The sequence below is a fragment of the Janibacter hoylei PVAS-1 genome, from assembly GCF_000297495.1.
Classification (GTDB): Bacteria; Actinomycetota; Actinomycetes; order Actinomycetales; family Dermatophilaceae; genus Janibacter; species Janibacter hoylei.
Genome location: NZ_ALWX01000006.1, coordinates 35,787 through 61,826, shown reverse-complemented (window position 1 = coordinate 61,826; position 26,040 = coordinate 35,787). Strand labels below are relative to the sequence as shown.

At 69.9% G+C, this 26,040-nt stretch carries 23 protein-coding genes, 1 tRNA gene and 2 pseudogenes; 14 read left to right on the top strand and 12 right to left on the bottom strand.

Going from position 1 to position 26,040, the window contains the following annotated elements:
- The 3 genes from B277_RS02115 to B277_RS02105 all read right to left on the bottom strand — a co-directional run.
- The coding region (locus tag B277_RS02115) for a hypothetical protein (protein WP_007924608.1) at positions 1-186 on the bottom strand (186 nt) is incomplete at its 3' end.
- Complete coding sequence (locus B277_RS02110) at positions 176-730, bottom strand: RNA polymerase sigma factor (RefSeq protein ID WP_128277205.1); 555 nt, start codon at positions 728-730, stop codon at positions 176-178. The genes B277_RS02115 and B277_RS02110, both read right to left, overlap by 11 nt.
- 106 nt (positions 731-836) lie before the next feature.
- Positions 837-907: transfer RNA gene (locus B277_RS02105), tRNA-Gly, on the bottom strand.
- Between the two features lie 395 nt (positions 908-1,302).
- Between B277_RS02105 and B277_RS02100 the strand changes: the two genes are divergently transcribed.
- Positions 1,303-3,174, top strand: coding sequence for an acyl-CoA dehydrogenase (locus B277_RS02100; protein ID WP_007924606.1), 1,872 nt, complete (start codon positions 1,303-1,305; stop codon positions 3,172-3,174).
- A 75-nt stretch (positions 3,175-3,249) separates the two neighbouring features.
- Here the strand turns inward: B277_RS02100 and B277_RS02095 are convergent, their stop codons facing one another.
- From B277_RS02095 to B277_RS02085, 4 genes and pseudogenes are all read right to left on the bottom strand, one after another.
- Positions 3,250-3,453, bottom strand: coding sequence for a DUF6458 family protein (locus B277_RS02095; RefSeq protein ID WP_007924605.1), 204 nt, complete (start codon positions 3,451-3,453; stop codon positions 3,250-3,252).
- 22 nt (positions 3,454-3,475) lie between these two features.
- Positions 3,476-3,676, bottom strand: coding sequence for a hypothetical protein (locus B277_RS02090; protein WP_007924604.1), 201 nt, complete (start codon positions 3,674-3,676; stop codon positions 3,476-3,478).
- 51 nt (positions 3,677-3,727) lie between these two features.
- Positions 3,728-4,048, bottom strand: a complete 321-nt coding sequence (locus tag B277_RS19415; protein WP_274517165.1) for a cytochrome c oxidase assembly protein — start codon at positions 4,046-4,048, stop codon at positions 3,728-3,730.
- Between the two features lie 100 nt (positions 4,049-4,148).
- Positions 4,149-5,153, bottom strand: a pseudogene (locus B277_RS02085) (bifunctional copper resistance protein CopD/cytochrome c oxidase assembly protein); the annotation flags it as partial.
- Positions 5,154-5,791: 638 nt separating this feature from the next.
- Between B277_RS02085 and B277_RS02080 the strand changes: the two are divergent.
- Together B277_RS02080 and B277_RS15660 are read left to right on the top strand one after the other, a co-directional pair.
- Positions 5,792-6,235 carry a MarR family winged helix-turn-helix transcriptional regulator gene (locus tag B277_RS02080; RefSeq protein ID WP_007924597.1) on the top strand — a complete coding sequence of 148 codons (444 nt, stop codon included), beginning with the start codon at positions 5,792-5,794 and terminating at the stop codon, positions 6,233-6,235.
- Positions 6,236-6,313: 78 nt separating this feature from the next.
- Positions 6,314-8,284 carry an FG-GAP-like repeat-containing protein gene (locus B277_RS15660; protein ID WP_007924595.1) on the top strand — a complete coding sequence of 657 codons (1,971 nt, stop codon included), beginning with the start codon at positions 6,314-6,316 and terminating at the stop codon, positions 8,282-8,284.
- Positions 8,285-8,343: 59 nt separating this feature from the next.
- Here B277_RS15660 and B277_RS02070 read toward each other — a convergent pair whose 3' ends face one another.
- From B277_RS02070 to pdhA, 3 genes and pseudogenes are all read right to left on the bottom strand, one after another.
- A complete protein-coding gene (locus B277_RS02070; protein WP_007924593.1) occupies positions 8,344-9,714 on the bottom strand; it encodes a dihydrolipoamide acetyltransferase family protein in 1,371 nt (456 codons plus the stop codon).
- 13 nt (positions 9,715-9,727) lie between these two features.
- Positions 9,728-10,718: pseudogene (locus B277_RS02065) on the bottom strand (alpha-ketoacid dehydrogenase subunit beta).
- Positions 10,715-11,956, bottom strand: a complete 1,242-nt coding sequence (pdhA, locus tag B277_RS02060; RefSeq protein WP_007924589.1) for a pyruvate dehydrogenase (acetyl-transferring) E1 component subunit alpha — start codon at positions 11,954-11,956, stop codon at positions 10,715-10,717. Before pdhA ends, B277_RS02065 begins: the two are co-directional and overlap by 4 nt.
- 195 nt (positions 11,957-12,151) lie before the next feature.
- Between pdhA and hisC the strand changes: the two genes are divergently transcribed.
- The gene (gene hisC, locus B277_RS02055; RefSeq protein WP_007924588.1) at positions 12,152-13,225 is read left to right on the top strand and encodes a histidinol-phosphate transaminase; all 1,074 of its coding nucleotides are present in this window, start codon (positions 12,152-12,154) and stop codon (positions 13,223-13,225) included.
- Positions 13,226-13,400: 175 nt separating this feature from the next.
- Here the strand turns inward: hisC and B277_RS15655 are convergent, their stop codons facing one another.
- Complete coding sequence (locus B277_RS15655) at positions 13,401-14,339, bottom strand: type IV toxin-antitoxin system AbiEi family antitoxin domain-containing protein (protein WP_007924586.1); 939 nt, start codon at positions 14,337-14,339, stop codon at positions 13,401-13,403.
- Between the two features lie 217 nt (positions 14,340-14,556).
- Positions 14,557-14,955 carry a phage holin family protein gene (locus B277_RS02045; protein WP_040880562.1) on the bottom strand — a complete coding sequence of 133 codons (399 nt, stop codon included), beginning with the start codon at positions 14,953-14,955 and terminating at the stop codon, positions 14,557-14,559.
- A 129-nt stretch (positions 14,956-15,084) separates the two neighbouring features.
- Here B277_RS02045 and B277_RS02040 point away from each other — a divergent pair, with 129 nt between their 5' ends.
- The 10 genes from B277_RS02040 to cydB all read left to right on the top strand — a co-directional run bounded on the left by B277_RS02040 (position 15,085) and on the right by cydB (position 26,039).
- Positions 15,085-16,869, top strand: a complete 1,785-nt coding sequence (locus B277_RS02040; protein ID WP_128277208.1) for a substrate-binding and VWA domain-containing protein — start codon at positions 15,085-15,087, stop codon at positions 16,867-16,869.
- A 120-nt stretch (positions 16,870-16,989) separates the two neighbouring features.
- Positions 16,990-17,886: an ABC transporter substrate-binding protein gene (locus tag B277_RS02035; RefSeq protein WP_007924583.1), complete on the top strand. Its 897-nt coding sequence runs from the start codon at positions 16,990-16,992 to the stop codon at positions 17,884-17,886.
- A gap of 60 nt (positions 17,887-17,946) precedes the next feature.
- The gene (locus B277_RS02030; RefSeq protein ID WP_007924582.1) at positions 17,947-18,903 is read left to right on the top strand and encodes an amino acid ABC transporter permease; all 957 of its coding nucleotides are present in this window, start codon (positions 17,947-17,949) and stop codon (positions 18,901-18,903) included.
- Positions 18,900-19,718: an amino acid ABC transporter ATP-binding protein gene (locus tag B277_RS02025; protein WP_007924580.1), complete on the top strand. Its 819-nt coding sequence runs from the start codon at positions 18,900-18,902 to the stop codon at positions 19,716-19,718. Before B277_RS02030 ends, B277_RS02025 begins: the two co-directional genes overlap by 4 nt.
- Before the next feature lie 261 nt (positions 19,719-19,979).
- On the top strand, positions 19,980-20,390 hold the full coding sequence (locus B277_RS17250) for a hypothetical protein (RefSeq protein ID WP_128277210.1): 411 nt from the start codon (positions 19,980-19,982) through the stop codon (positions 20,388-20,390).
- Positions 20,391-20,411: 21 nt separating this feature from the next.
- Complete coding sequence (locus tag B277_RS02020) at positions 20,412-21,683, top strand: MFS transporter (RefSeq protein ID WP_007924579.1); 1,272 nt, start codon at positions 20,412-20,414, stop codon at positions 21,681-21,683.
- A gap of 100 nt (positions 21,684-21,783) precedes the next feature.
- A complete protein-coding gene (locus B277_RS19680; protein ID WP_337590142.1) occupies positions 21,784-22,578 on the top strand; it encodes an alkaline phosphatase D family protein in 795 nt (264 codons plus the stop codon).
- The gene (locus tag B277_RS19675) at positions 22,544-23,365 is read left to right on the top strand and encodes an alkaline phosphatase D family protein (RefSeq protein ID WP_337590143.1); all 822 of its coding nucleotides are present in this window, start codon (positions 22,544-22,546) and stop codon (positions 23,363-23,365) included. Before B277_RS19680 ends, B277_RS19675 begins: the two co-directional genes overlap by 35 nt.
- Before the next feature lie 155 nt (positions 23,366-23,520).
- Positions 23,521-24,960: a cytochrome ubiquinol oxidase subunit I gene (locus B277_RS02010; protein WP_007924578.1), complete on the top strand. Its 1,440-nt coding sequence runs from the start codon at positions 23,521-23,523 to the stop codon at positions 24,958-24,960.
- Between the two features lie 14 nt (positions 24,961-24,974).
- Positions 24,975-26,039: a cytochrome d ubiquinol oxidase subunit II gene (gene cydB / locus B277_RS02005; protein ID WP_007924577.1), complete on the top strand. Its 1,065-nt coding sequence runs from the start codon at positions 24,975-24,977 to the stop codon at positions 26,037-26,039.
- Position 26,040: the final 1 nt, after the last annotated feature.

The following is a 26,040-nucleotide window of genomic DNA, read 5'->3' as shown; positions in this document are numbered from 1 at the left end:
CGCCGGCCAGGAGCCAGGCGCGGCCGCCCCCTCTTCCCCGGGGGTCCCGGCCTGGGAGCGGGCCCCCTGCACCCGCTCCCAGGCAGCCTGCCGCTGCGCGTCCGTCGGCCCGGGCACGTCGGCCCGCAGCTCACGCAGCGCGTCCATCTCCGGCCCGTCGAGCAGGCCGATCTCGTCAGTGGTCATCGTGGGTCCCCCTGGTGTCGTCGAGTGCGACCCGCACGATGCGGCGGGCGCGGTTGAGCCGGGAGCGCACCGTCCCGACCGGCAGATCGAGGGCCAGGGCGACCTCGGCGTAGGTGAGCTCGGCGTGGGCGGCGGCGAGCGCCGGCTGCCGGGACTGCGAGTCGACGCGGTCGATGTCGCGATCGGTCTCGTCCGCACCGGTGACGTGCGGGTCGGCCCCGGTCCGGGCCCAGGCCAGGTAGGCCCGCACCTCGTCGCGGTGGTGCCGTGAGAGCAGGTTGCTCGCGATGCCGAAGATCCATCCCCGCAGCACTCCCCGCTCCGGGTCGAAGGTGTACGCGCGGGTCACGGCCTGGACGAAGGTCTCGCTCGCGAGATCGTCCGCGATGTCGGCGGGCACCCGTCGGGCGAGGTAGCGGTAGACGTCGGCGTGGTGCCGGTCGAAGACCTCCGCGGCCGGCACTCCCCCGATGTTCGGCGGCTGCCGCAGCGCCGTGACCTGCCCCATCGGCGGCCTCATCGTCTCCGTCTTCAGTGTGCTCACACCTCTACTTGCCCGCAGGGCGAAGGGGGGGTTCACGCCCCCTCTTCGGCGGGCCGGGACGCACGAAGGGCCGCACCCCACCGGGTGCGGCCCTCCAGTCATGCGGAGCCGGTGACGGGAATCGAACCCGCGTGTCCAGCTTGGGAAGCTGGCGCTCTACCATTGAGCTACACCGGCGAGCACGCTCCTGAGCGTGCAGCGCGGACATCGTAACCCACGCCGACGCCCCCTTCGCGGGGCCCTCGTCCCTCCCGGCCGCCGCCGGAATCTTCTCCCTTCGAGACGGCGCTGGCGCGCCTCCTCAGGGAGCGGGCAGGGCGTGGACCTGGCGCGCCTCCTCAGGGAGCGGGCAGGGCGTGGACCTGGCGCGCCTCCTCAGGGAGCGGGCAGGGCGTGGACCTGGCGCGCCTCCTCGGGGAACGGGCGGCACGTGTGGGTCGCGTCACCTCATCCCGCGCTTGCTCCCGCAAGCAGCCGAGGGTGATGATGGTCCAAACATCAGTAAGCGCTTGCTTACAACGCTGGAGCCGGTCCCCGCCGGCGTCACCCCCTTCGACCAGGAGAGACATCCCATGGGTCACTACAAGAGCAACCTGCGCGACATCGAGTTCAACCTCTTCGAGGTCTTCGGTCGCGACGAGGTCCTGGGCCAGGGCCCCTACGAGGCCGTCGACGCCGACACCGCGCGCGAGATGCTCAAGGAGTACGCGCGCCTCGCGGAGAACGAGCTGGCCGAGTCCTTCGCCGACGCCGACCGCAACCCCCCGGTCTTCGACCCGGAGACCTCCTCGGTGCAGATGCCCGAGGCCTTCAAGAAGTCGTACAAGGCCTTCCAGGACGCCGGCTTCTGGTCCCTCGACCTGCCCGCCGAGCTCGACGGCACCGTCGCCCCGCCGTCCCTGCGCTGGGCGATGAACGAGCTCGTCCTCGGCGCCAACCCGGCCATCGGCATGTTCGGCGCGAGCTACTCCTTCGCCAAGCTGCTCTTCCTGCTCGGTACGCCGGAGCAGAAGAAGCTCGCCAAGTGGATCGCCGAGAAGGGCTGGCACTGCACCATGGTGCTCACCGAGCCCGACGCCGGCTCGGACGTCGGCGCCGGCCGGACCAAGGCCACGGACAACGGTGACGGCACCTGGAACATCGAGGGCGTCAAGCGCTTCATCACCTCGGCCGAGTCGGACATGACCGACAACATCGTCCACTTCGTCCTCGCCCGCCCCGAGGGCGCCGGCCCGGGCACCAAGGGCCTGAGCCTCTTCATCCTCACCAAGTACGCCGTCGACCTCGAGACCGGCGAGCTGGGCGAGCGCAACGGCGTCTACGTCACCAACGTCGAGAAGAAGATGGGCCTGAAGGTCTCGACGACCTGCGAGGTGACCTTCGGTGAGAAGCACGCCGCCGTCGGCACCCTCTTCGGCGACGTCCACGACGGCATCGCCCAGATGTTCCGCGTCATCGAGAACGCCCGGATGATGGTCGGCACCAAGGCCATCGCCACCCTCTCCACCGGCTACCTCAACGCGCTCGAGTACGCCAAGGAGCGCGTCCAGGGCGCCGACCTGACGACGCCCGCCAAGGACGCGCCGCGTGTGACGATCACCCACCACCCGGACGTGCGCCGCAGCCTCATGCTGCAGAAGGCCTACGCCGAGGGTCTGCGGGCGCTCGTCACGCTCACGTCGAGCCAGCAGGACACCGTCGACATCGAGCAGCTCGCCACGGGCGTCGAGGAGATCGCCGACGACTCCCCCGCCGCGATGGCCAACCGGGTCAACGACCTGCTGCTGCCGATCGTCAAGGGCCTGGGCTCCGAGCGGGCTTGGACCCTCCTCGGCACCGAGTCGCTGCAGACCTTCGGTGGCTCCGGCTTCCTGCAGGAGTACCCGATCGAGCAGTACGTCCGCGACGCGAAGATCGACACCCTCTACGAGGGCACCACGGCCATCCAGGGTCAGGACTTCTTCTTCCGCAAGATCGTGCGTGACAACGGCCAGGCGCTGGGTCACATCGCGATGCAGATCCAGGAGTTCGCCCAGGACGTCGACGCGCAGGGCGGTGCGCTCAAGCACGAGCGCGAGCTGCTCGGCCAGGGCCTGGAAAACGTCCAGGGCATCCTCGGCGCGATGTTCCAGGCGCTCATGGCCTCCGACCCCAAGCAGGAGGGCTCGGACATCACCAACATCTACAAGGTGGGCCAGAACACCTCGCGTCTGCTGCTCGGCGCCGGTGACCTCGTCGTCGGCTGGCTGCTGCTGCGCCAGGCCGCCGTCGCCACCGAGGCCCTCGAGGCCGGCGCGGAGGGCAAGGACAAGGACTTCTACACGGGCAAGATCGCCGCGGCGAGCTTCTTCGCCAAGAACGTCCTCCCGCTCCTGGCCGGCGAGCGCGCCATCGCCGAGGCCACGGACAACACCCTCATGGACGTGCCGGAGTCGGCCTTCTGATCGAGGTCGCCCCATGACGAAGGGGGAGGTCCCGCCGACTCGGCGGGACCTCCCCCTTCGTCATGCTCGCGCTGGTCAGTAGCGACGCTCGTCCCGGACCACCGTCTCGCGACGACGGTTGGTGAGCAGGAAGCTCAAGATGATCGCGAGGACGCCCAGAGCGATGGCGATCCACCCCAGGGCGCCGACGTCGAGACCCGCGATCGACATGTCGCCGTTGTAGGCGAAGACGATGACGAGTCCCACGAGCAGCAGGAAGATCCCGACTCCGATGTACATGTGGTACTCCTGTCCTCCGGGCTCACAGCCGGTTGGTGGTATCGGTGGGGTCGACACGATCGGCCGGCAGGTGCCGGCCGCGCGGGTCATGGGTGTCGGTGCGGACGGCGTGCCGCGTCGCGACGCGCGTGGACTTGCGCGGGCGGTCGACGAGGAAGAAGCCCACGAGCATGAGCAGGCTGAAGACCACGATGAAGATCCAGAACAGCGCTTCGCCCCCCATGGGCCACTCCTTCGATCGACGGTGCGTCCACAGTAGCGCGGCACGTCCGGGTCAGTCGTCGCGGCTGAGCTCGGCGAGGTGCCGGTTGTAGGCCTCGAGCTCGGCGTCACCGTCGCGGTCGGCGCGTCGGTCACGGCGGGTCGACTCCCGGGCGTCGCTGCGCATCCACTGCCAGGCGACGCCGATGGCCAGCACGAGAGTCGGCGCCTCACCGACGCCCCAGGCGATGGCGCCCCCGGTGCGCTGGTCGGCGAGCGGGTCGGTCATCCACGGCAGGTTGAGCCGACCGAAGTAGTCCGGCGCGAGCAGCTCGGTCGACTGCGTGAGGATCACGCCGAAGAAGGCGTGGAAGCTGATCGTCGCGAGCAGCACGACGAAGAGCGCGATCGGGGGGCCACCGCTTCGGCCCGGGGTCGATGCCGATGAGCACCCAGACGAAGAGGTACCCCGACATGACGAAGTGGGCCATCATCAGCACGTGCCCGGTGTGGGTGCTCATCGCCAGCTCGAAGAGCGGGCTGTAGTAGAAGATCGCCAGGCTGAAGAAGAAGAGCGAGGCCGCCACCGCCGGGTTGGCCAGCACCCGCAGGTAGGGCGAGTGGACCGACGCGAGGATGAGCTCGCGGGGCCCGAGCGTCTTGTCCCGGCGCGCCGGCAGTGCTCGCAGGGCGAGGGTGATCGGCGCCCCCGGCACCATGAGGAGCGGCGCGATCATCGCCACACCCATGTGCTCGACCATGTGCCAGCTGAAGAGCACCTTGCCGTAGACCCCCGGCCCGGCCGAGGTGAAGTAGAAGAAGACCGCCCAGCCGAGCACCCAGCTGACCGTGCGGAGCACGGGCCACTCGTCACCGCGGGCGCGCAGCCGCAGCACCCAGCGGACGTAGACGAGGACCGCGATGACCGAGACGGTGAGCCACAGCCAGTCCACCTGCCACGACGTGAGCCAGCTCGTCGACGACGGCGGCCCCGGGTCGGGGTAGCCCGAGAGGTCGTAGACGATGGCATTGGCCGGCGCCTCCTGCGCCGTCTCCGGCGTCGGGGTGCGCCCGACGGCGACACCCAGGCCCATGGCTGCAGCCATGACGACGACCTCACCGGTCGCCAGCCGGACGAAGGGGGCGACCCCTTCGGCGCCGGCCTCGAGTGCCGCGATGGTGCGGGAGCGGTGCCACCACCCGATGACCCCGAGGATGATCGCGGCGACGGCCTTGAGGATGAGCAGCACGCCGTAGCGCGAGTCGAGCCCCCCGAGACCGCCGATGTTGATCCACGTCGCGAGCAGACCGGAGCCGACGAGCAGGGCGAAGCACCAGGCCGCGATGCTCGAGTAGCGCTGCGTGGTGACCGCCAGGTGCGACCTTACCGCTCCCTGAGGAGGCCGAAGGGAGGGACGCACCACGAGCAGCGCGACGAGCCCACCGATCCACACCGTCGCCGAGACGAGGTGGAAGGCGAGCGCGTTGACCCCGCTCATGTGGTCGAGGCTGGCCGCGGAGTGCCCGGAGAGGGCGAGCGGCAGCAGCGCGAGGACGGAGCCGGCGCAGGCCCAGGCCAGCGCCCCCTTCGTCCGGGCCAGCGGAGCAGCGACAGCGACGACGGCGACGATCGCGGAGGAGATGACCGCTGTGCGGGTGCTGTCGAGCTCCCAGACGAAGGCGGTCAGCTGGGAGAGGTAGGTGCCGTCGGTGAGCGGGATGCCGGCGAGCGAGGCGAAGTCCGTGAGCATCCGCCCGACGCCGGCGAGGAACCAGACGATCGCCGCCCCACCCGCGACCTGGGCGAGCGTCTCGCGGCGCGAGGTCCGGGTCGTCTCCGGGACGAGGAAGGCCCCGACGACGAGGGCGCCGACGGTCACCGCGGCCGCGGCGTCGTGCACGACCCGCAGCACCGGCAGGGACCACCGGACGAAGGCGCCCGGGTCACCGAGCTCGAGCGGCGCGGCGCCACCACCGAAGGCGGTGGCTGCGACGACGGCGACGATCGAGACGACCCCGAGGATCCCGAGCGGTGACGGCGTGGTGCGAGCGGTGCCCGGGGAGGAAGACATGCCCTCTAATCTAGGCAACTGGCCCCACCCGCCCGGCACCGCCCACCACGACGAAGGGAGCGATCGTGCCCGCCTCATCCGACGAGCTCAGCACGAGCGTCATCCGCATGCTGCGCATGCTGCACGCGACCCGTGCCCGGGCCCCACGGGTCCACCCGAGCGTCGAGCCCAGTCACCACTCTGTGCTCGTCGCCGTGCGTGAGCACCCGAGCCGCGTCGGCGACATCGCCGAGCGCAACCTCACGGATGCCTCGACCGTGAGCCGGCAGGTCAGCCACCTCACCGGCCTCGGGCTCCTCGCCAAGGTCCCGGACCCCGCGGACGGCCGGGCCCAGCTCGTCGCGCTCACCGACGAGGGGGCCGCCCTCCTCGACGAGCTCGTCGCCCGCCGCGAGGCGTGGTTCGCCGACCTGCTCGGCGACTGGAGCGAGGGCGACATCAGCGCCTTCATCGCCTACGTCGACCGCTTCTGCGATGCCGTGGCGGCCGACGAGCGTCACCGGCCCTGACCTGAGGCAACCCGGCACTCCGTCCGGGCGTCTGCAAGGATGACCAGCGTCCTACGCCACGCTCTGGGGGAACCCGCAATGTCGCACCGTCGCACCGCACTCACGGCACTCGTCCTCACCACGACCGCCGCTCTCGCGGCCACCCCGGCCCTCGCCGCGCCGGCCCAGCCGTCCGCACCCACCGAGATCGACGTCATCTGCGATGGCATCGGCGCCGACACGGTGACGGTCACCGGCGACCTGTCCCGCGGAGGGACCGCCGAGATCACCGACGGGCCGCTGACGGTCGTCGGCCGCCCCGGCTTCACCGGCCAGGACGCATCCGGCCACCAGGTGAGGATCGAGCCGAGTGGCACCGGCGCGACGTGCACGGCGACCACCGACTCCGTCTCCACGGACATCACCAAGCTGCTGCCCGCCACCCAGGCCCTCAAGGCCCAGACGACCGGCAAGGTCACTGGCCGGCTCACCTTCACCGTCGAGGTGGACGACACCCCGCCGCCCGCCGCGCAGCGCTCCGCCGAGCCCTACGCGGCCGCCGCCAGCCTCCCCTTCGAGTCGGAGCTGCGCAGCTACCTCAACTCCCGCCCCGGCGCCGTCGGGGTCGCCGTGCGCGTCCCCGGCTCGGGTCGCTCGTGGACCTACACCAAGACCTCCTCGCGCAATGTCACGGCGAGCATCGTCAAGGTGCACATCATGTCCGCCGTGATGATGAAGGCGCAGGACGCCGGTCGCGGCCTCACCTCCTGGGAGAAGTCCCAGATCGTGCCGATGATCCGCAACAGCGACAACAACGCGACCACGGCGCTCTTCAACCACATCGGCGGCCGCAGCGGGCTCGACCGGGCCGCCGACCGTCTCGGTCTCGACCAGACCTACGCCGACCCCTACAACCACTGGGGCCTGACGAGCACGACGGCCGCCGACCAGGCCGAGCTCATGGAGCACTACGCCCGCCCCTCCAAGGCGCTCAGCTACACCAACCGGATGTACGGCCTCACCCAGATGCGCAACATCAACTCCTCTCAGGACTGGGGCGTCACGGCCGGTGCGCCCTCCGGCTCGGTGGCCCTGAAGAACGGCTGGCTCCCGCGCACCGACGGCTGGCACGTCAACAGCATCGGTTGGGCCAAGGTCAGCTCGACCGACTACACGATCGCGGTCCTCACCCACGACAACCCGGGCGCCATGAGCACCGAGATCTCCACCATCGAGGGCGTGTCGCGGATCGTCTACAAGAACCGCGCCCAGCTCAAGGCCCCCACCCCCCCGCAGCCCGACCCGCGCGGCCGCTCCGGTGACTTCACCGGCGACGGCAAGGTCGACCTCATGGGGCGCAACCAGAGCGGACGCGTCTACGTCCACAACGGCGACGGCAACGGCGACTTCGCGGCCCGCCGCTCGGTCGGCACCGGCTTCGCCGACGCCGACTGGTTCGGCCACGCCGGCGACGTCAACCGCGACGGCAGGTCCGACGTCCTCGTCCGTCGCGGCGACGGCCGCCTCCAGCTGCTGCTCACGACCGCCTCCGGCCAGCTCGGCACCCCCAAGACGATCGCGACCGGCTGGGACGCCTACACCGACCTCGCCTCGGGCGGGGACGTCGACGGCAACGGCCGACTCGACGTCATCAACCGTCGCGCCAGCGGCTCCACCGACCAGTACGAGCTCTCCGACTCCGGCACGCTGCGCTTCGTGCGCCGCTACGGTGTCCCGGCGAAGTGGTACCAGAACATCGAGCTCGTCCCCGACGTCAACGGCGACGGCCGCGACGACCTGCGCGGCGTCTCCTCCGGTGGCCGGATGCGCACGTGGACCTCGACCGGCACCGGCTGGACGATGACGACGAAGACGTCGACCGGCTGGGACCGCTACCGGTCCGTCGCCGTGCCGGGTGACGCCGGCGGCGCCGACAACAAGCAGGGCGACATCGTCGCGGTCCGCCCGGACGGCGACTCCCTGCTCTACTTCGCCGGCAAGGGCGGTAGCCACACCAACTACCCGCGCGACATCACGCCCAGCATGGACGTACTGCCCATCGTCTTCTGACGGACGGCTCGACGAAGGGGGCGCACCGGGTGCGCCCCCTTCGTCGTGCCCGGCAGCGGTCAGGCCCAGAGGAAGGCCGTCCCCGGGTCGTGGAGCAGTGCGGCCACGTCGGCGAGCAGCTTGGAGCCCAGCTCGCCGTCGACGAGGCGGTGGTCGAAGGAGAGCGCCAGCTGGGTCACCCAGCGGGGCTCGATCGACTCGCTGCCGTCGGCGGCCGTGACGACCCACGGCGTGCGGCGCACCGCGCCGAAGGCGAGGATCACCGCTTCGCCCGGGTTGAGGATCGGAGTGCCCGTGTCGACGCCGAAGACGCCGACATTGGTGATCGTCGCCGTGCCGCCGGCCAGGTCGGCCGGCTGGGTGCGGCCCTCGCGGGCGGTGCCGACGAGGTCGCCGAGGGCGGCAGCCAGGTCGTGCAGGGAGAGCTGGTCGGCGCCCTTGATGTTGGGCACGAGGAGCCCGCGCGGGGTCGCCGCGGCGATGCCGAGGTTGACCGAGCCGTGCAGCACGATCTCCTGCGCGGCCTCGTCCCAGCTGGCATTGGCCTCGGGGTGACGGCGCAGGGCCAGGGAGAGCGCCTTGGCGACGACGAGCAGCGGCGTCACCTTGACGTCGGCGAAGGCCCGGTCGCGCTTGAGCCGGTCGACGAGGTCCATCATCGCCGTGACGTCCACGGTGATGAACTCCGTGACGTGCGGGGCGGTGAAGGCGGACGCGACCATCGCCCCGGCCGTCGCCTTGCGCACCCCCTTGATGGGGATGCGCATGTCCTCGCCCGGCGTCCCTTCGAGATTCCCACCGGTCCCTGAGGAGGGCGCCCGGCGCCCGTCTCGAAGGGCCGAGGCAGCGCCCTCGACGTCCGCCCGGGTGACGATCCCACCGTCACCCGACGGCGCGACCGCCTGCAGGTCGACGCCGAGGTCCTTGGCGAGCTTGCGCACCGGCGGCTTGGCCAGGGCACGCGGGGGTCGAGCGTCTCGAAGGGCAGGGACCGGAGGTGGGCCTCCCGCAGCCGGTGCCGGTGCCGCCGATCCCTGAGGGGCGAGGCCGTCCGCGGCCGAGTCGACTCGACGGGACGTGCGGGCGCGACGTCGCGTGCTGCCGGCTTTGGCGCCGTAGCCGACGAGGTTCGGGCCAGCAGCCTCCTCCGCCTCGCCGGACACGGGGGCAGCCGGCTCCGGGTCGGCGCCGCCGACCTCGACGGCGATGATCGGGGCACCGACGTCGACGGTGTCGCCCTCGGCGGCGAGCAGCTCGACGACCGTCCCCGCGAAGGGGATCGGCAGCTCGACGAGCGACTTGGCGGTCTCGACCTCGATGACGATGTCGTTGACGGCGACCTCGTCGCCGACCTTGACCTTCCAGGTGGTCACCTCGGCCTCGGTGAGGCCCTCACCGGGGTCGGGCAGGTTGAAGTTCTTGACGGCCACAGTGGTCTCCTGGTCAGTGCTCGAACGAACGGTCGACGGCGTCGAGGACACGGTCGAGAGTCGGGAGGAACTCCTCCTCGAAGCGGCTCGGCGGGTAGGGGATGTTGTACCCACCGACCCGCAGCACCGGCGCCTCGAGGTGGTAGAAGCACTCCTCCTGGACCCGGGCGGCGATCTCGGCACCGAGACCCACGAAGGTCTGGGCCTCGTGGACGATGACGGCGCGGCCGGTCTTGCGCACCGACGCGGTGATCGTCGGCAGGTCGAGCGGGCTGAGCGAGCGCAGGTCGATCACCTCGAGGCTGCGGCCCTCCTCCTCGGCGGCGGCTGCCGCCTGCAGGCAGGTCTTGACCATCGGGCCGTAGCAGAGCAGCGTGAGGTCGCTGCCCTCCTTGGCCACGCGGGCGTCGTAGAGACCGAGGTCCGGGGCACCCCCCTTCGTCGATCTCGGTCTCGCCGCGCTCGTGGTAGCGGCGCTTGGGCTCGAAGAAGATCACGGGGTCGTCGGTCTCGATCGCCTGCTGGATCATCCAGTAGGCATCGGCCGCGTTGCTGCACGAGACGACCCGCAGACCGGCGGTGTGCGCGAAGTAGGCCTCGTTTGACTCGCTGTGGTGCTCGACCGCACCGATGCCGCCACCGCAGGGGATGCGGATGACCATCGGCACCTTGAGGTGGCCGAGGGAGCGGGCGTGCATCTTGGCGACCTGGCTGACGATCTGGTCGAAGGCCGGGTAGACGAAGCCGTCGAACTGGATCTCGACGACCGGGCGGTAGCCGCGCAGGGCGAGCCCGACCGCCGTGCCGACGATGCCGGATTCGGCGAGCGGGGTGTCGAGCACGCGGTGCTCGCCGAAGTCCTTCTGCAAGCCTTCGGTGATGCGGAAGACGCCGCCGAGCTTGCCGACGTCCTCACCCATGAGGACGACCTTGGGGTCGCGCTCCAAGGCGCGACGCAGGCCGGCGTTGAGGCCCTTGGCGAGGGAGAGGCGCTGGCCGCTCATCGGGCGTCTCCTTCCTCGGCGAAGCCGGCGTGGTAAGCGAGGAACTCCTCGCGCTCGGCGTCCACGACGGGGTGGGGCTCGGTGTACTGGTGGTCGAACATCGTCGGTAGCTCCGGGTCGGGCATCTCCTGGCAGGCCTTGCGCACCCGCGCCGCGATCTCATCGGCCTCGGCGTCGACGGCGCCGAAGAACTCCGCCTCGGCGTGCCCGCGCTCCTCCATGAAGCCGCGCATGCGCTTGATCGGGTCCTTGTGCTTCCAGATCTCGACCTCGGCGTCGCTGCGGTACTTCGTCGGGTCGTCGGAGGTCGTGTGCGCGCCCATCCGGTAGGTGTAGGCCTCGATGAGCGTCGGCCCCTGGCCGCTGCGCGCCTTGTCGAGCGCGTCCTTGGCCACGGCGTAGGTGGCGAGGGGGTCGTTGCCGTCGACGAGGACGCCGGGGAAGCCGAAGCCTCGGGCGCGCTGGTACGGCGGGATGATGAACTGCTTGTCGTTGGGCTCCGAGATCGCCCACTGGTTGTTTTGCACGAAGAAGACGACCGGCGCATTGGTCACGGCCGCGAAGACGAGCGCCTCGTTGAAGTCGCCCTGGCTCGTGCCGCCGTCACCGGTGAAGGCCATGACCGCTGCGTCCCGCTCGGGGTCGCCGGTGCCCATGGCCCCGTCGGCCGTGATGCCCATGGCGTAGCCGACCGCGTGGAGCATCTGGTTGCCGATGACGATCGTGTAGAGGTGGAAGTTGTTTTCGTTGGAGTCCCACCCGCCGTGGTTGACGCCGCGAAACATGCCGAAGAGGCTCACCGGGTCGACGCCGCGGCACCACGCGACGCCGTGCTCGCGGTAGCCGGGGAAGGCGTAGTCGTGGGGGCGCAGGGCGCGACCGGCGCCGACCTGGGCGGCCTCCTGCCCGAAGAGGCTCGGCCACAGACCGAGCTCGCCCTGACGCTGGAGGGCGAAGCCCTCGGCGTCGATGCGGCGCACGAGGACGAGGTCGCGGTAGATCGTGCGCGCGTCCTCGCTCGTCATGCCCTCGACGATCTGCGCGTAGGGCGCATTGGTCGCATTGGTCTCCAGGCGGTTGCCGTCAGCGTCGACGAACTGGACCATCTCCGGGTTGTCGTCGGAGAAGTGCCCGGTGATCTGGGAGGGGGGCGTCGGCCCCATCTCCGGCGAGGGCTCGAAGGCCCCTGCCACGTGTCCTCGGGTCCCGGCGTGGCCGGCGACGTCGCTGTCGCTCACTGCTGCTCCCTTCGGCCCGGCTCGAGGGGTCACCTCGCCGCGGCCACGTGAGGACGTCGTCGTCGACGCCTCGATCGGCTGCGGCGGGCGTGTGACCCGAGCCACAGTTCATTGGCGTGGGCCAACCTAGCGTCTCAGCAGGTGGACACCCAAACCGGGTCCGGGCCACCGGGCGGAGAGGGCTAGGGTGCGCGCATGGACACCCCGCGGCTGCGCTCCGCCCTCGACCAGGTCCCTGCCTACGTGGCCGGCAAGCCGCCCGCCGCACGCGAGGGGCTGACGGTCTACAAGGTCTCCTCGAACGAGAACCCGAACCCTCCGCTCCCTTCGGTCGTCGACGTCATCGCGGCCGCGGCGACCGAGGTCAACCGCTACCCCGACTTGGGGGTCACCGCGCTCACCGACGCCCTCGCCGCGCACCTCGAGGTGCCGCGCGAGCAGATCGCGACCGGCACCGGGTCGGTGGGCGTGCTCGCGCAGATCATCCAGTCGACGTGCGACCCGGGCGACGAGGTCGTCTACGCGTGGCGCTCCTTCGAGGCCTACCCGATCGTCGTGGCGATCGCCGGCGCCGTGTCGGTCCAGGTGCCGCTCACCGCCGACCAGCGCCACGACCTCGACGCCATGGCCGCGGCGATCACCGACCGCACCCGCGTCGTCCTCGTGTGCACGCCCAACAACCCGACCGGCCCGTCGGTGACCCACGCGGAGCTGGAGGCCTTCATCGCCAAGGTCCCCCGTGACCTCCTCGTCGTCGTCGACGAGGCCTACCTCGAGTTCGTCGAGGGCGAAGGGGAGGTCGACGGCCTCGCGCTGCGGCGCGAGCACGACAACGTCATGCTGCTGCGCACCTTTTCCAAGGCCTACGGGCTGGCCGGCCTGCGCGTCGGGTACGCGGTCGCGCCGGAGCCGGTGGCCGAGGCGCTGCGCAAGACGGCGACCCCCTTCGGCGTCAACCTGCTCGCCCAGGCCGCCGCGATCGCCTCGCTCGAGGCCAAGGACGAGCTCGACGTGCGGGTCAAGGGCATCGTCGCCGAGCGCGAGCGGGTGCTCGCCGCGCTGCGTGAGGCGGCCTGGCAGATGACCGACAGCCAGGCCAACTTCGTGTGGTTCCCGCTCGGCGAGCGCACGGGTGCCTTCGTCGCGGCGTGCACGGAGGCGGGCCTGTCGGTGCGCCCCTACGGCACCGAGGGCGTGCGGGTGAGCATCGGCGAGACCGAGGCCAACGACCGGCTCATCGAGGTGGCCCGGGCCTTCGGACCCGCCTGACGCATCTCCCTGGGCACATCACCAAACCCCTCCACATTTCCCTAGGGAAATACCCACCCACTCCACATTTCCCTAGGCAAATCACCACCCCTTCCACATTTCCCTAGGCAAATACCCGACCCCCTGGGTATTTGCCTAGGGAAATTCGTCAGGCCAGGGCATGGACGAGCGGGCGTCAGGTGAGGCCGCGGGCTCGCGCGGTCGCCTTGTCGTCGACCTCCCGCTGGATCTGGCGCTCGTCCTCGAAGTCGTCCCAGACGACCCGGACGAAGTCCCACCCGATGGAGCGCAGATCCTCCTCACGGGCCAGCTCGTCCTCCTTGACCTCCGGCGAGACGTACTTGACCTGCCCGTCGAACTCCACGGCCAGCATGAGCTCCTCGTTGGCGAAGTCCATCCGGTAGCTGCGGCCGGCCACGGTCTGCCAGACCTGTGGCTCGAAGTCCCAACGGCTGCCGCGCAGCACGGCCGCGGTGAGCGTCTCCCCCGGCGACTCGTGCTTCGGCTCGAGGTGCACCAGGGCCTCTCTGGCCTGCCCCACGCCCGTGGCCCCTCGGGCCGCATCGAGAGCCGCGGCGATCTCGCCCCGGGTGCACAGCCCATGACGAAGGGCGTGATCGCCGGCCGCGAGCGCGGCCAGCGGGTTGCTGCTCGTGGCCGTACCGACGACGGCCCAGGCGGGCGAAGCGCTGCGGAGGGTGCCGAGGCCCGGCACCTGCACCTCGACGCAGGCCAGCTGGTCGAGGTCGACCCCGGTGACCCGCACCCCCTTCGTCGTCCGGCCGTGAGCACCACCTGCCGTGCCGATCTCGACTCGACCGAGATCAGTCCGCACCAACGGCAGACCGAGGACGACGGCCGCGGTGTGGCGGATGGCGACCGCACCCTCGGCCTGCGACCTGAGGACGGCGGCCGCGCGGATCAGGTGCCGCTCGTCGATCTGCGCATCCGTGCGACTCGAGTACCACCCGCGGGCCGGCTGCCAGAAGAGGCCGCGGCGGACGAAGACGGCCAGATCGCGACGGGAGATGCCTCTCCCTTCGGCCTCTGCAGTGGTGAAGAGCGGCATGTCGCCGAGCTCGGACGGGGCGACGCGAAGTGGTGACGCTGACATGCGCCCACCCTGCCCAGCCGGCCACCGCCACCCTTCCAGTTATCCACAAGAGGCCGCATCTCCCTAGGGAAATGCGGCCTCTGGACCACCCAGGCTGTCATTTGCCTAGGGAGATGCGGTCTGGGGTGGCCATTTCCCTAGGGAAATGTGGCCTGGGGTGGGTATTTGCCTAGGGAAATGTGGTCGGGGGTGGGTATTTGCCTAGGGAGATGCGGGGTCAGTCGTCGAGGTCTTCCTTCTCCGGCAGGACCCAGTTGAGGATCATCGAGACGATCGTGATGACGAGGGCGCCGATGACCGCGTCCCACCAGAACTCGGTGATCTCGAAGTCGAGGCCCAGCGGCGAGGAGATCCACTCGGTGAGTTGGAGTAGGAAGGCGTTGACCACGAAGGTGAACAGCCCCAGCGTCAGGACGATGAAGGGGAAGGTCAGCACCTTGGCGATCGGCTTCACGACCGCGTTGACGACACCGAAGATCAGCGCGACGAGCACGATGGTCGCGAACTTGGAGGCGAAGGTCGCGTCACCGTCGGCCAGGTGGATCCCGTCGATGAGCCACGCGGCGACCCACAGCGCCACGGCGTTGACGCCGGTCCGAATGAGGAAGTTGGTCATGGGGCCAGCATGGCAGGCCGCGGTGATCATCGGCACAGCCCAGCGCGATCGCCGCCCACCTGTGGTCACCTAGTGGGTCATACTTGACCGGCCGGTAACGAGGGTGTGCCGGCGACGAAGGAGAGCACGATGAGTGGCGACGGCCGCCCCACCCGGCGACACGACCTGTGGGACGACGACGAGACCGGCCCGGAGTCGACCCCGGCGCGGGACGACTCGACCTCTCCGGAGCCCGCCCCGGCGGCTGCCGGAGAGCCCAGCACCCCGGCCGACGAGCAGCCCCGCCGCAGCCACCGCAGCGAGGACGACCGCGCGACGCGACGCCCTGCATGGCTGCTGCCGGTCGCCGTCCTGCTCGTGCTCGCGCTGTGCGGCGGCGGCGCCTTCGCCGCCCTGCGCGGCGGTGGCGACGACTCCGCCTGCGGCGGCCGCAAGCTCACGGTCGCCGCGACCCCCGAGATCGCCGAGCCCCTCGAGGACGCGCTGGCCAAGGTCAAGGAGAGCGACGCGTGCGCCGACTTCGACGTCACCTCGGCCTCCGCCGCCGACACGGCCCGCAACATCAACGAGGGCCAGGCCCCCGACGTGTGGATCCCCGACAGCTCGACGTGGATCGACGCCGTCGACGCGAGCAAGACCACCGGACAGTGGCTCGAGGGGCAGTCGATCGCCTCCTCCCCCGTCGTCCTCGCGTCGGGCGACGATCAGAAGGCCAAGGTCACGAAGTTTTCGTCGTGGGGGTCGCTGCTCAACAACGAGGGCGGGCTGCGGATGGCCAACCCCGACACCGACACCTCGAGCCGGCTGGCCTTCCACGCCAGCCGCATCGGCCAGCCCGAGCGGATCGGCCTGCAGACCGGTGAGCGGCTGATCTTCATGTCGCGCTTCGCCGCGCCCTCGCTCAACAAGCTCTTCGCCGACTACACCTCCGACCAGAAGGGGACCCAGCCCTTCCCCGCGTCGGAGCAGCAGATCGCGACGTACAACGAGGACAACCCCGACGTCACCCCCCTTCGCGCCGTCGTGCCGGAGAAGGGGACGCTCTCGCTCGACTACCCGTGGATCATGAACCCCGAGCTGAGCGGCGAGCTGCTCCAGCACGCCGACTCCGCCCGGACCGAGCTCGGCACGCTCGACATGCGCGAGGCGCTCACCGAGGCCGGCTTCCGCGACCCCAATGGTGCCGGCGGCCCGGAGGTGGCCGGCAGCGCCGCCCCCGACGTCACGACCCTCGAGCCCCTCGATCGCAACGAGCGGGTCGCCGCCGTCGAGACGTGGGACCGCATGCGCACCGACATGCGGATGCTCGCGGTCATCGACGTCTCCGGCTCGATGGAGTGGGACAGCCCCACTGCCGGGATGACCCGCTGGGACGTCACGAAGGGGTCGCTCACCAAGGGTGTCGGCATCCTGCCCGCCGGCAGCCAGGTCGGCGGCTGGGTCTTCAGCAGCGACCTGTCCAAGGGCAAGGACCACCGCGTGCTCGCGCCGATCAAGCGCCTCGACAGCACGAAGGGGGGCACCACCCACCGCGAGTCGCTCCGCAAGCTCATCGACGGCGGCGACAAGTACATCGGTGGCGACACGGCGCTCTACGACTCGATCTGGGCGGCCTACCAGAAGATGGTCAAGGAGTACGACCCCGACTACGTCAACTCGCTCGTCGTCTTCACCGACGGTGAGAACGACGACCCCAACGGCGGCCTGTCGCTCAACCAGCTGCTGTCGCGGCTCGACGACTCCTACGACGCCAAGCGCCCGGTCCGGGTCATCACCATCGGCATGGGCGAGGCCAGCCCGACGGCCCTGCAGAAGATCTCCGACGAGACCGGCGGCACGAGCTACATCGCCGAGACGCCGGACGACATCGAGCGGGTCTTCGTCCAGGCCCTCCTGGCCCGCAGCGGACGCTGAGCGGCGCACGAGTCACGACTGGGTCAAGGTCGCGGCGGGGTGCTCCCCGCCGCGACCGGCTCGGTGGCACGATGACCGGCACCGGGCACGCATCCAGTGCCCCTTCTGCACACCTGGAGGATGACCATGCGCCGTGCCCACGTCGCTCTCTTCGCCACGCTCGCGCTCGGCGCGAGCGCCCTGACCGCCTGCGGGTCCGACAGCCTCGAGGGCACCGACGCCGGTGGCGGCGAGTCCTCGGCCGCCCAGGAGGTCACCGTGGACGACGAGGTGGCCAAGCTCGTCCCGGAAGACATCAAGAGCGCGGGCACGCTCAACATCGGCTCGGACGCCTCTTACGCGCCCAACGAGTTCCTCGGTGACGACGGCAAGACCGTCGAGGGCATGGACGTCGACCTCTTCAACGCGGCCGCCGCCAAGATGGGCCTGGAGACGAAGTGGAGCAATGCCTCCTTCGACTCGCTGATCCTCGGCGTGACCTCCGAGAAGTACGACGTCGCGGTCAGCTCCTTCACGATCAACGACGAGCGCAAGAAGCAGGTCAACATGATCAGCTACTTCGACGCCGGCACCCAGTGGGTCACGACGAAGGGCAACCCCGGCAAGGTCGACCCCAAGGACCCGTGCGGCGCCACCGTCGGCGTGCAGAAGGGCACCGTCCAGTTCGACGAGCTGACCGAGCTCAACAAGAAGTGCGACGAGAAGATCAAGATCGTCGTCGAGCAGGAGCAGTCCAAGGTCACCGCGAGCCTCGTCTCCGGCAAGACCGAGGCCATGGCCGCCGACTCCCCGATCAGCCTCTACGCCGTCAAGCAGCAGGGCGAGGAGCTCGAGGCCCTCGGCGACATCTACGACTCCGCCCCCTACGGCATCGTCATCCCGAAGGACCAGGAGGAGTTCGGCGAGGCCATCGCCGCTGCCTTCACGAGCATGAAGGAGGACGGCTCGTACGAGGCCATCCTCAAGAACTGGGGCAACGAGTCCGGCGGCATCGACGAGTTCGCCGTCAACCCCTGATGTCCAGCACGAACGACGCGGCGGTCCCCCCTTCGGCAGGCGAAGGGGGGGACCGCCCCCGTGTCCGAGGACGCCGGCCCCATCGACGCCGTCCCGGTCCGCCACCCGGGGCGCTGGGTCGCCCTGGTCGTCATCGCGATCGTCTTCGCGATGATCATCTCCAGCTTCGTCACCAACCCGCGGTGGGACTGGCCCTTCGCCTTCCAGGTGATGAACTACAGCCCGGTGCTCGAGGGGCTCGTCAAGGGCACGATCCTCGCGACGATCGGGTCCATGCTCATCGGCGTGACGCTCGGCATCGTCATCGGCGTCATGCGCCTGTCGGACAACCCGGTGCTGAAGTTCGTCGGCTTCCTCTACACGTGGTTCTTCCGCGGCATCCCGCGCCTGGTGCTCGTCGTCCTCTTCGGCACCGGCATCGGCTACCTCTACCCGAGGTTCGACATCGGGCCCTTCCCCTTCAGCCAGCAGCTCGCCGGCTGGCTCGGGATGAGCAGCGACCTGACGCTCTTCACCTTCAACGTCAACCAGATCAGCAGCACCCTCATCTGGGGCATCATCGCGATGGGCCTGTCCGAGGCCGCCTACATGGCCGAGATCGCCCGCGCCGGCATCATGTCGGTCGACGAGGGGCAGCGTGAGGCCGCGGCCGCGCTCGGCATGAAGCCGAGCCTGTCGATGCGGCGCGTCATCCTGCCGCAGGCGATGCGCGTCATCATCCCGCCGACGGGCAACGAGACCATCGCGATGCTCAAGGACACCTCGCTGCTCATGGCGCTACCGCTGAGCACCGAGCTCTTCTTCCAGGCCCAGGCCATCGGCAACCGGACGCTGAAGATCATGCCGACGCTCATGGCCGCGTGCCTCTGGTACCTCGTCATCACGTCGGTCCTCATGATCGGGCAGTACTTCCTCGAGCGGCACTTCGGCCGCGGCTACGGCAACACGTCGAAGCAGGCGAAGACCGACACCAACCGGACCCGCCTCATGGGTCTGACGATCGGAGGCGGCAAGTGAGCCGGCCAGTCGTGCGCGCGGTCCAGGTGCGCAAGTCCTACGGCAGCAACGAGGTGCTCAAGGGCATCGACATGGAGGTCTCCCCCGGCGAGGTCGTCTGCCTCCTCGGGCCCTCGGGCTCGGGCAAGACGACCTTCCTGCGGTGCATCAACCAGCTCGAGGACATCCAGGCCGGACGGATCTTCGTCGACGACGAGCTCATGGGCTACCGGGAGAAGCAGGCGAAGGGGGGCCGCAAGCTCTTTCGCCTGAAGGACAAGGAGATCGCCGCCCAGCGCCGGGAGATCGGCATGGTCTTCCAGCGGTTCAACCTCTTCCCGCACATGACGGCACTCGAGAACGTCATGGAGGCGCCCGTCCGGGTGCAGGGACGGTCGAAGGCCGAGGTGCGCGCCGAGGCCCTCGAGCTGCTCGACAAGGTGGGCCTGGGTGACAAGTCGAGCGCCTACCCGGGGCAGCTCTCCGGCGGCCAGCAGCAGCGGGTGGCCATCGCCCGGGCCCTGGCGATGCAGCCCAAGCTCATGCTCTTCGACGAGCCGACGTCGGCGCTCGACCCCGAGCTCGTCGGCGAGGTCCTCGAGGTCATGCGCGACCTCGCCGCCCAGGGCATGACGATGATCGTCGTCACCCACGAGATGGCCTTCGCCCGTGACGTCGCCGACCGGGTCGTCTTCATGGACGGCGGGGTCGTCGTCGAGCAGGGCGCGCCCAGGGAGGTCATCAACAACCCGCATCACGCGCGGACCAAGGACTTCCTCAAGCGGCTGCGGGCCGAGCACGAGAAGGTCGCCGAGGCGGTCGCCGAGCTCGGCTGACAGGGTCAAACCCGTGTAACCCATGACAGAATCAGTTGGCGAGCAGCATGGTTTTCACATGACGCTGGGAACAATGGACGCCGCGGGCCTTCGGCGCAAAAACACCATGATTTTCAGGTCGCCCCTGTCGGCAATGGTCGCGATTGGAATCACCCTGTTCGGGGCCGGCGCCGCCGATGCACTTCGACCCGACTTTCTTACAATAATGAAAACACGACGGGTAACAACGGTTTTCCCGGCATCGACTCACTGCCCAAAACAATGAGCGCCTCCGGTAGAATTCTCGACGCGACCGGGCTTCATTGGCGCCCTGCCGAGAGGGATGGCTCCTTCATTGTTGATGTTCCGGTGGAGGAGGCCACTTCCCCACAGAGCGTTTCGCTCGAACTTCCAGAAGGGTTCGTCGAGGAATGGATCGACCAAGTGATGTGCGATCCTCTCAACGGCTTGGGTCGCCGCTCCCGGTCAGTTGAGAAGGAAGTGATCTGGTTGATTGGCGATCTATTGCACGAGGCCTTGGCTGCCGGAATCAGTCCACCTCAAAGTGTCCGATTGCGGCGCCTGAAGAACGGCAAGCTATCCCTGCTGCGCAATGAACGTCCCCAAGCTGCCCCACTTCCAAGCGACGACACCTTCGCTTGGCATACGGAAGCGCCCGGCGAGCCTGGCTAACACCTGGCGTAGGGTGACGCGGTGCGTCGCCTCCGGGGCCTGCTGGCCGACACCCGCCCCCTGCAGGTCCCGGCATACCGACGGCTCTTCACCGCGCAGATCGTCACGGTCATCGGGGCGCAGCTGACGGTCGTCACGGTGCCCGCGCAGATCTACTCGATGACCGGGTCGAGCGCCTACGTCGGGCTCACCGGCGTCTTCGGGCTCGTGCCGCTCGTCGTCTTCGGGCTCTACGGCGGCTCGCTCGCCGACCACTTCGACCGGCGGCGGATCCTCACGGTGACGACGTGGGGCCTGATCATCACGTCGGCCCTCTTCTTCGTGCAGGCGGCCCTCGGCAACACCAACGTCTGGCTGCTGCTCACGATCTTCGCCCTGCAGCAGGCCTTCTTCGCGGTCAACCAGCCGACCCGATCGGCCGTCTACCCGCGCATCCTGCCGCCCGAGCTGCTGCCCGCCGCCAACACGCTCGGGATGACGGTCTTCACCGGGGGTGCCATCGCCGGGCCCCTCGTCGGTGGTGCGCTCATCCCGCTGCTCGGGTTTTCGTGGCTCTACCTCGTCGACACGATCTGCCTCTTCGCGACCCTGTGGGCGGTCATCTCGCTGCCGCCGCTGCCCGTGGAGCAAGCGGCCGGGTCCACCCCCGGTCTGCGGTCGGTGGTCGACGGCTTCGTCTATCTGGCGACCCAGCCGGTGCTCCTCATGTCCTTCGTCGTCGACCTCATCGCGATGGTCTTCGGCATGCCGCGTGCGCTGATCCCCGAGATGGCGCACCTCGACTTCGGTGGCCCGGCCGAAGGGGGCGTGGCCTTCGCCCTGCTCTTCGCGGCCATGCCGGCCGGAGCCTTCCTCGGTGGGGTGATGTCGGGGTGGGTCTCGCGGGTGGAGCGTCAGGGCCTGGCCGTCATCGTCGCGATCCTCGTGTGGGGTGGCGCGATCGCCGGCTTCGGCATCGCCGTCGCCCTCGCCGACGGGAGCGCCGGGCTGTGGCTCGCGGTCGCCGTGATCTTCTTCGCCGCGGGCGGTGCGGCGGATGTCGCCTCGGCGGCCTTCCGCTCGTCGATGCTGCAGACGGCCGCGACCGACGCGATGCGCGGTCGGCTCCAGGGAGTCTTCATCGTCGTCGTCGCCGGCGGTCCGCGCGTCGCAGACGTGCTCCACGGCCTGGCCGCCGGCCAGCTCGGTGCGGCCGCGACGACCATCGCCGGCGGCGTGCTCGTCATCGTGCTGACCCTGCTCGCCTCCGCCGCCGTCCCCGCCTTCGCGCGGTACCGGGTCTCCCGGGCCTGACCATCCGCTGACCTGCTCTTCACGCCCGGATCATGTGCGGGGGCAGCCGGGTTCACACCGACGGACCAGCGAGTTCACGCGGGCACGAGAGCGTCGGCCCATGACCCTCTCGCGTCGCCACGTCCTCGCCGGCGGTCTCGCCGCCGGCACCATCGCCACCACCTCCGCGGTCGCCACCGCGGCCCCCTCCCCGCTCCTCGTCGCCACCGGCCCGGTGCGGGTCTCCCCCTTCGAGCTCGGCATCGCCTCCGGCGACCCGACCCCCACGGGCGTCGTCCTGTGGACCCGCCTGGCCATCGAGCCGCTCGCCGCCGACGGGCGGGGCGGCATGCCGCGACGCGACGTCCAGGTGCAGTGGCAGGTCGCCGACAACCCGCAGATGCGTCGCCCCGTCGACCGCGGCACCGTCCGGGCCCGCGCCGCCGACGCCCACGCCGTCCACGTCGAGGTCGACGGGCTGCGGCCCGGGCGGGAGTACTGGTACCGCTTCAAGGTCGACGGGCACCTCAGCCCGGTCGGTCGCACCCGCACGGCCCCGGCTCAGGGCGAGATGCCGTCCGCGCTCGCGATGTCCTTCGCCAGCTGCGCCCACTACGAGGCCGGCTACTTCACCGCCTACCGCTACCTCGCCGACGACGAGCCCGACATCGTGCTGCACCTCGGCGACTACCAGTACGAGGGCAAGCCCAACCCGACCGCCACCCGCACCCACGCCGGCGAGGAGACCGTCACCCTCGAGGGCTACCGGCTGCGGCACGCCCAGTACAAGACCGACCCCGACCTGCAGAGCGCCCACGCGATCGCCCCCTGGCTCGTCGTCTGGGACGACCACGAGGTCGACAACAACTGGGGCCGGCGGCATCCCGCAGGACACCAAGGCCCCGGAGTGGAATGACACCCCCGAGCGCTTCCTCGCCCGGCGGGCCAATGCCTTCAGGGCCTACTACGAAAACATGCCGCTGCGCCGCTCCTCGATCCCGAGCGGCCCGGACATGCGGATCTTCCGGCGCCTGTCGTGGGGGCGCCTGGCCAACTTCCACATGCTCGACACCCGGCAGTACCGCGACGACCAGGCCTGCGACGACGGCTGGGACTCCAACTGCGCCGAGGCCAACGACCCGTCGCGCACCCTCACCGGCGACCGGCAGGAGGCCTGGCTGCGAGACGGCTTCTCCCGCAGCCGTGCTCGCTGGGACTTCCTCGGCCAGCAGGTCTTCTTCGCCACCCGCGACGGCAAGGAGGCGACCGACGACCACAACGTCAGCATGGACTCGTGGGACGGCTACGCCGGCTCCCGCGACCGCGTCACCGCCGCCTGGCAGGACGCCGGCGTGCGCAACCCTGTCGTCCTCACCGGCGACGTCCACAAGCACTGGGCCGCGGACATCAAGGCCGACTTCACCGACCCCGACAGCGAGGTCATCGGCACCGAGCTCGTCACCACGTCGATCACGTCGGGTGGCGACGGCGACGGCGCCTGGTCGGACCCGATCATGGCGTGGAACCCGCACCTGCGCTTCTCCGGCAACCAGCGCGGGTACGTGCGCACCCTCGTCACCAAGGACTCGCTGCGCGCCGACTTCCGCTCGCTCGACAGGGTGACGACCCGCGGCTCCCGGGCCTACACGCAGGCGAGCTTCGAGATCGTCGACCGCGAGCGGGGACTGCACCGCGTGCGCTGAGTCGCCTCCACCGGGACCCCGGCCCTTCGAGACGCTTGCAGAGCAAGCTCCTCAGGGACCGGGGTCTTGGCATGCGGCGGCCACTCAGGGACCGGGGACGGGTGTAGCATCTACTACGTCATGTCGTATTCATCGACGTAGTAGAAGGAACTTGGATGGACGTCCTCGACCTCGCACGGTGGCAGTTCGCGATCACCACCGTCTACCACTTCTTCTTCGTGCCGATCACGATCGGGCTCTCCGCGATCGTCGCCTGGTACCACTCCCGATGGATCCGCACGCGGGACGAGGGCCACCTGCGGATGGCGAAGTTCCTCGGCAAGCTCTTCACGATCAACTTCGCCCTCGGCCTGGTCACCGGCATCGTGCAGGAGTTCCAGTTCGGGATGAACTGGTCGACCTACAGCCGCTTCGTCGGCGACATCTTCGGCGCTCCGCTGGCCCTGGAGGCCCTGCTCGCCTTCTTCCTCGAGTCGACCTTCCTCGGCCTGTGGATCTTCGGCTGGGGCCGCATCCCCGAGCGACTCCATGCGGCCTGCATGTGGATCGTGCACGTCGGCACCCTGCTGTCGGCGTACTTCATCCTCGCCGCCAACTCCTTCATGCAGCACCCCGTCGGCTACCGGATCAACGAGGAGACCGGCCGCGCCGAGATGGCCGACTTCGTCGCGATCCTCACCAACCCGGTGCAGCTCGTCGCCTTCCCCCACGTCATCACCGCCTGCTACCTCGTCGGCGGCGCCATGGTCATGTCCGTCGGCCTCTTCCAGCTGCGCCGGCACACGACGAAGGGAGGCGACGCCACCAACCGCAGGATGTACCGGCACGCGACGCGCCTGGGTGCCGTCGTCGTCCTGGTCGCCGGCCTCGGCGTCGCCATCAGCGGCGACCTGCAGGGCAAGGTCATGACCGAGGTCCAGCCGATGAAGATGGCCGCGGCCGAGGCCCTCTACGACACCCCGCCGAAGGGCGAGTGCGCCCCCTTCTCCGTGCTGACCGTCGCCGGCCTCGGCGGCGAGGACCCCACGCACGTCATCGAGATCCCGTGCCTGCTCTCCTTCCTCGGCACCGGCTCGTGGGACGGCGAGGTCCGCGGCATCGTCGACCTGGAGAACGAGTACCGCGCCACCTTCGCCGACGGCGAGCTCACCCAGGCCGACACCTACGTCCCGCCGATCGCGATGACCTACTGGAACTTCCGCCTGATGATGGCCACCGGCTTCTTCGCCATGGCCGTCGGCGCCTGGGTCCTGTGGGCCACCCGCAAGGACCGCGTCCCGATGCAGCGGTGGGTGGCGGCGCCCATCGTCCTCACCCCCATCGCCACCGTCCTCGGCCACAGCTTCGGGTGGATCTTCACCGAGGTCGGCCGCCAGCCCTGGGTCGTCTTCGGCGAGATGGCCACGCACACGGCCGTCTCCCCTTCGGTCGGGACCGCCGACGTGTGGACGTCGATGATCGTCTTCACCCTCCTCTACGGCGGCCTGGCCGTCGTCGAGGTCCGGCTCCTGCTCGCCACCATCCGCAAGGGCGCCGAGCCCTTCGAGCAGCCCCGCATCGTCGAGGACGACGCGCCGCTCGAGTTCGCCTACTGACCGGGAGCACTGACATGGATCTCATCACCATCTGGTTCGTCCTGCTGGCCGTGCTGTGGGCCGGCTACCTCATCACCGAGGGCTTCGACTTCGGTGTCGGCATGCTCCTGCCCGTGCTCGACCGCGCCCCGGGGGACGAGGGCCCTGAGCGGGAGAGACGGCGGCGCACGATGCTCACGACGATCGGCCCGCACTGGGACGGCAACGAGGTGTGGCTGCTCACCGCGGGTGGCGCGACCTTCGCGGCCTTCCCGCACTGGTACGCCACGATGTTTTCCGGCATGTACCTGGCGCTGCTGCTGCTGCTCGTCACGCTCATCCTGCGCAACATGGGGCTGGAGTACCGGCACAAGCGGCACGACCGCGAGTGGGTGCGCCGCTGGGACCTGGCCATCGTCGGCGGGTCCTACCTCGCCCCCTTCGTCGTCGGCGTCGCCCTGACCAACCTCGTCGCGGGCCTGCCGATGACCGAGCACACGATGGGCAGCACCGTCTACACGGAGTTCGACGGCAACCTGCTCAGTCTCTTCACGCCGGTGGCGGTCCTCGGTGGCCTCACACTCACCGCGGCCTGCCTGACGCACGGCGCGCACTTCCTTGCGCTGAAGACCACCGGCGACGTCCGCACCCGAGCCCGCTCCGTCGCCACCCGCAGCGGCCTCGTGACCGCGGTGCTCGCGGTGGTCCTCTTCGGCTGGCTCGGCGCGCAGCGCGGCACGACCGCCGCGTGGGTGACGATGGCGCTGGCCGCCGTCGCGCTCCTCGCCTCGATCGCCGCCAATGCGAAGGGGGCGGAGGGCTGGGCCTTCGTCGGGACCACCACGACGATCGGCCTGACCGTCGTCAGCTACTTCCTCATGCTGACGCCCAACGCCATCAACGGTCGCGGCGACAGCCCCGACCTGACGCTCGAGGCCGCGGCCAGCTCACCGATGACCCTGGAGATCATGACCTGGGCGGCGGTCGTCTTCACGCCGATCATGCTCGCGTACACGGCGTGGACCTACTGGGTCTTCCGGCGCCGCCTCTCGGTCGAGCACCTGCCGGCACGGCCGGCCGTGGACGCCGGGGCCCGCTGAC

Bases quoted from the DNA above. Each gene is read 5' to 3' on its own strand.
- B277_RS02100 (WP_007924606.1), top strand. From the start codon at position 1,303: ATGGGTCACTACAAGAGCAACCTGCGCGACATCGAGTTCAACCTCTTC.
- B277_RS17250 (WP_128277210.1), top strand. From the start codon at position 19,980: ATGAGCGCCTCCGGTAGAATTCTCGACGCGACCGGGCTTCATTGGCGC.
- B277_RS15655 (WP_007924586.1), bottom strand. From the start codon at position 14,339: ATGTCAGCGTCACCACTTCGCGTCGCCCCGTCCGAGCTCGGCGACATG.
- B277_RS02035 (WP_007924583.1), top strand. From the start codon at position 16,990: ATGACCATGCGCCGTGCCCACGTCGCTCTCTTCGCCACGCTCGCGCTC.
- B277_RS19680 (WP_337590142.1), top strand. From the start codon at position 21,784: ATGACCCTCTCGCGTCGCCACGTCCTCGCCGGCGGTCTCGCCGCCGGC.
- B277_RS02040 (WP_128277208.1), top strand. From the start codon at position 15,085: ATGAGTGGCGACGGCCGCCCCACCCGGCGACACGACCTGTGGGACGAC.
- B277_RS02010 (WP_007924578.1), top strand. From the start codon at position 23,521: ATGGACGTCCTCGACCTCGCACGGTGGCAGTTCGCGATCACCACCGTC.
- B277_RS02045 (WP_040880562.1), bottom strand. From the start codon at position 14,955: ATGACCAACTTCCTCATTCGGACCGGCGTCAACGCCGTGGCGCTGTGG.
- cydB (WP_007924577.1), top strand. From the start codon at position 24,975: ATGGATCTCATCACCATCTGGTTCGTCCTGCTGGCCGTGCTGTGGGCC.
- B277_RS02095 (WP_007924605.1), bottom strand. From the start codon at position 3,453: ATGTACATCGGAGTCGGGATCTTCCTGCTGCTCGTGGGACTCGTCATC.
- B277_RS15660 (WP_007924595.1), top strand. From the start codon at position 6,314: ATGTCGCACCGTCGCACCGCACTCACGGCACTCGTCCTCACCACGACC.
- hisC (WP_007924588.1), top strand. From the start codon at position 12,152: ATGGACACCCCGCGGCTGCGCTCCGCCCTCGACCAGGTCCCTGCCTAC.
- B277_RS02090 (WP_007924604.1), bottom strand. From the start codon at position 3,676: ATGGGGGGCGAAGCGCTGTTCTGGATCTTCATCGTGGTCTTCAGCCTG.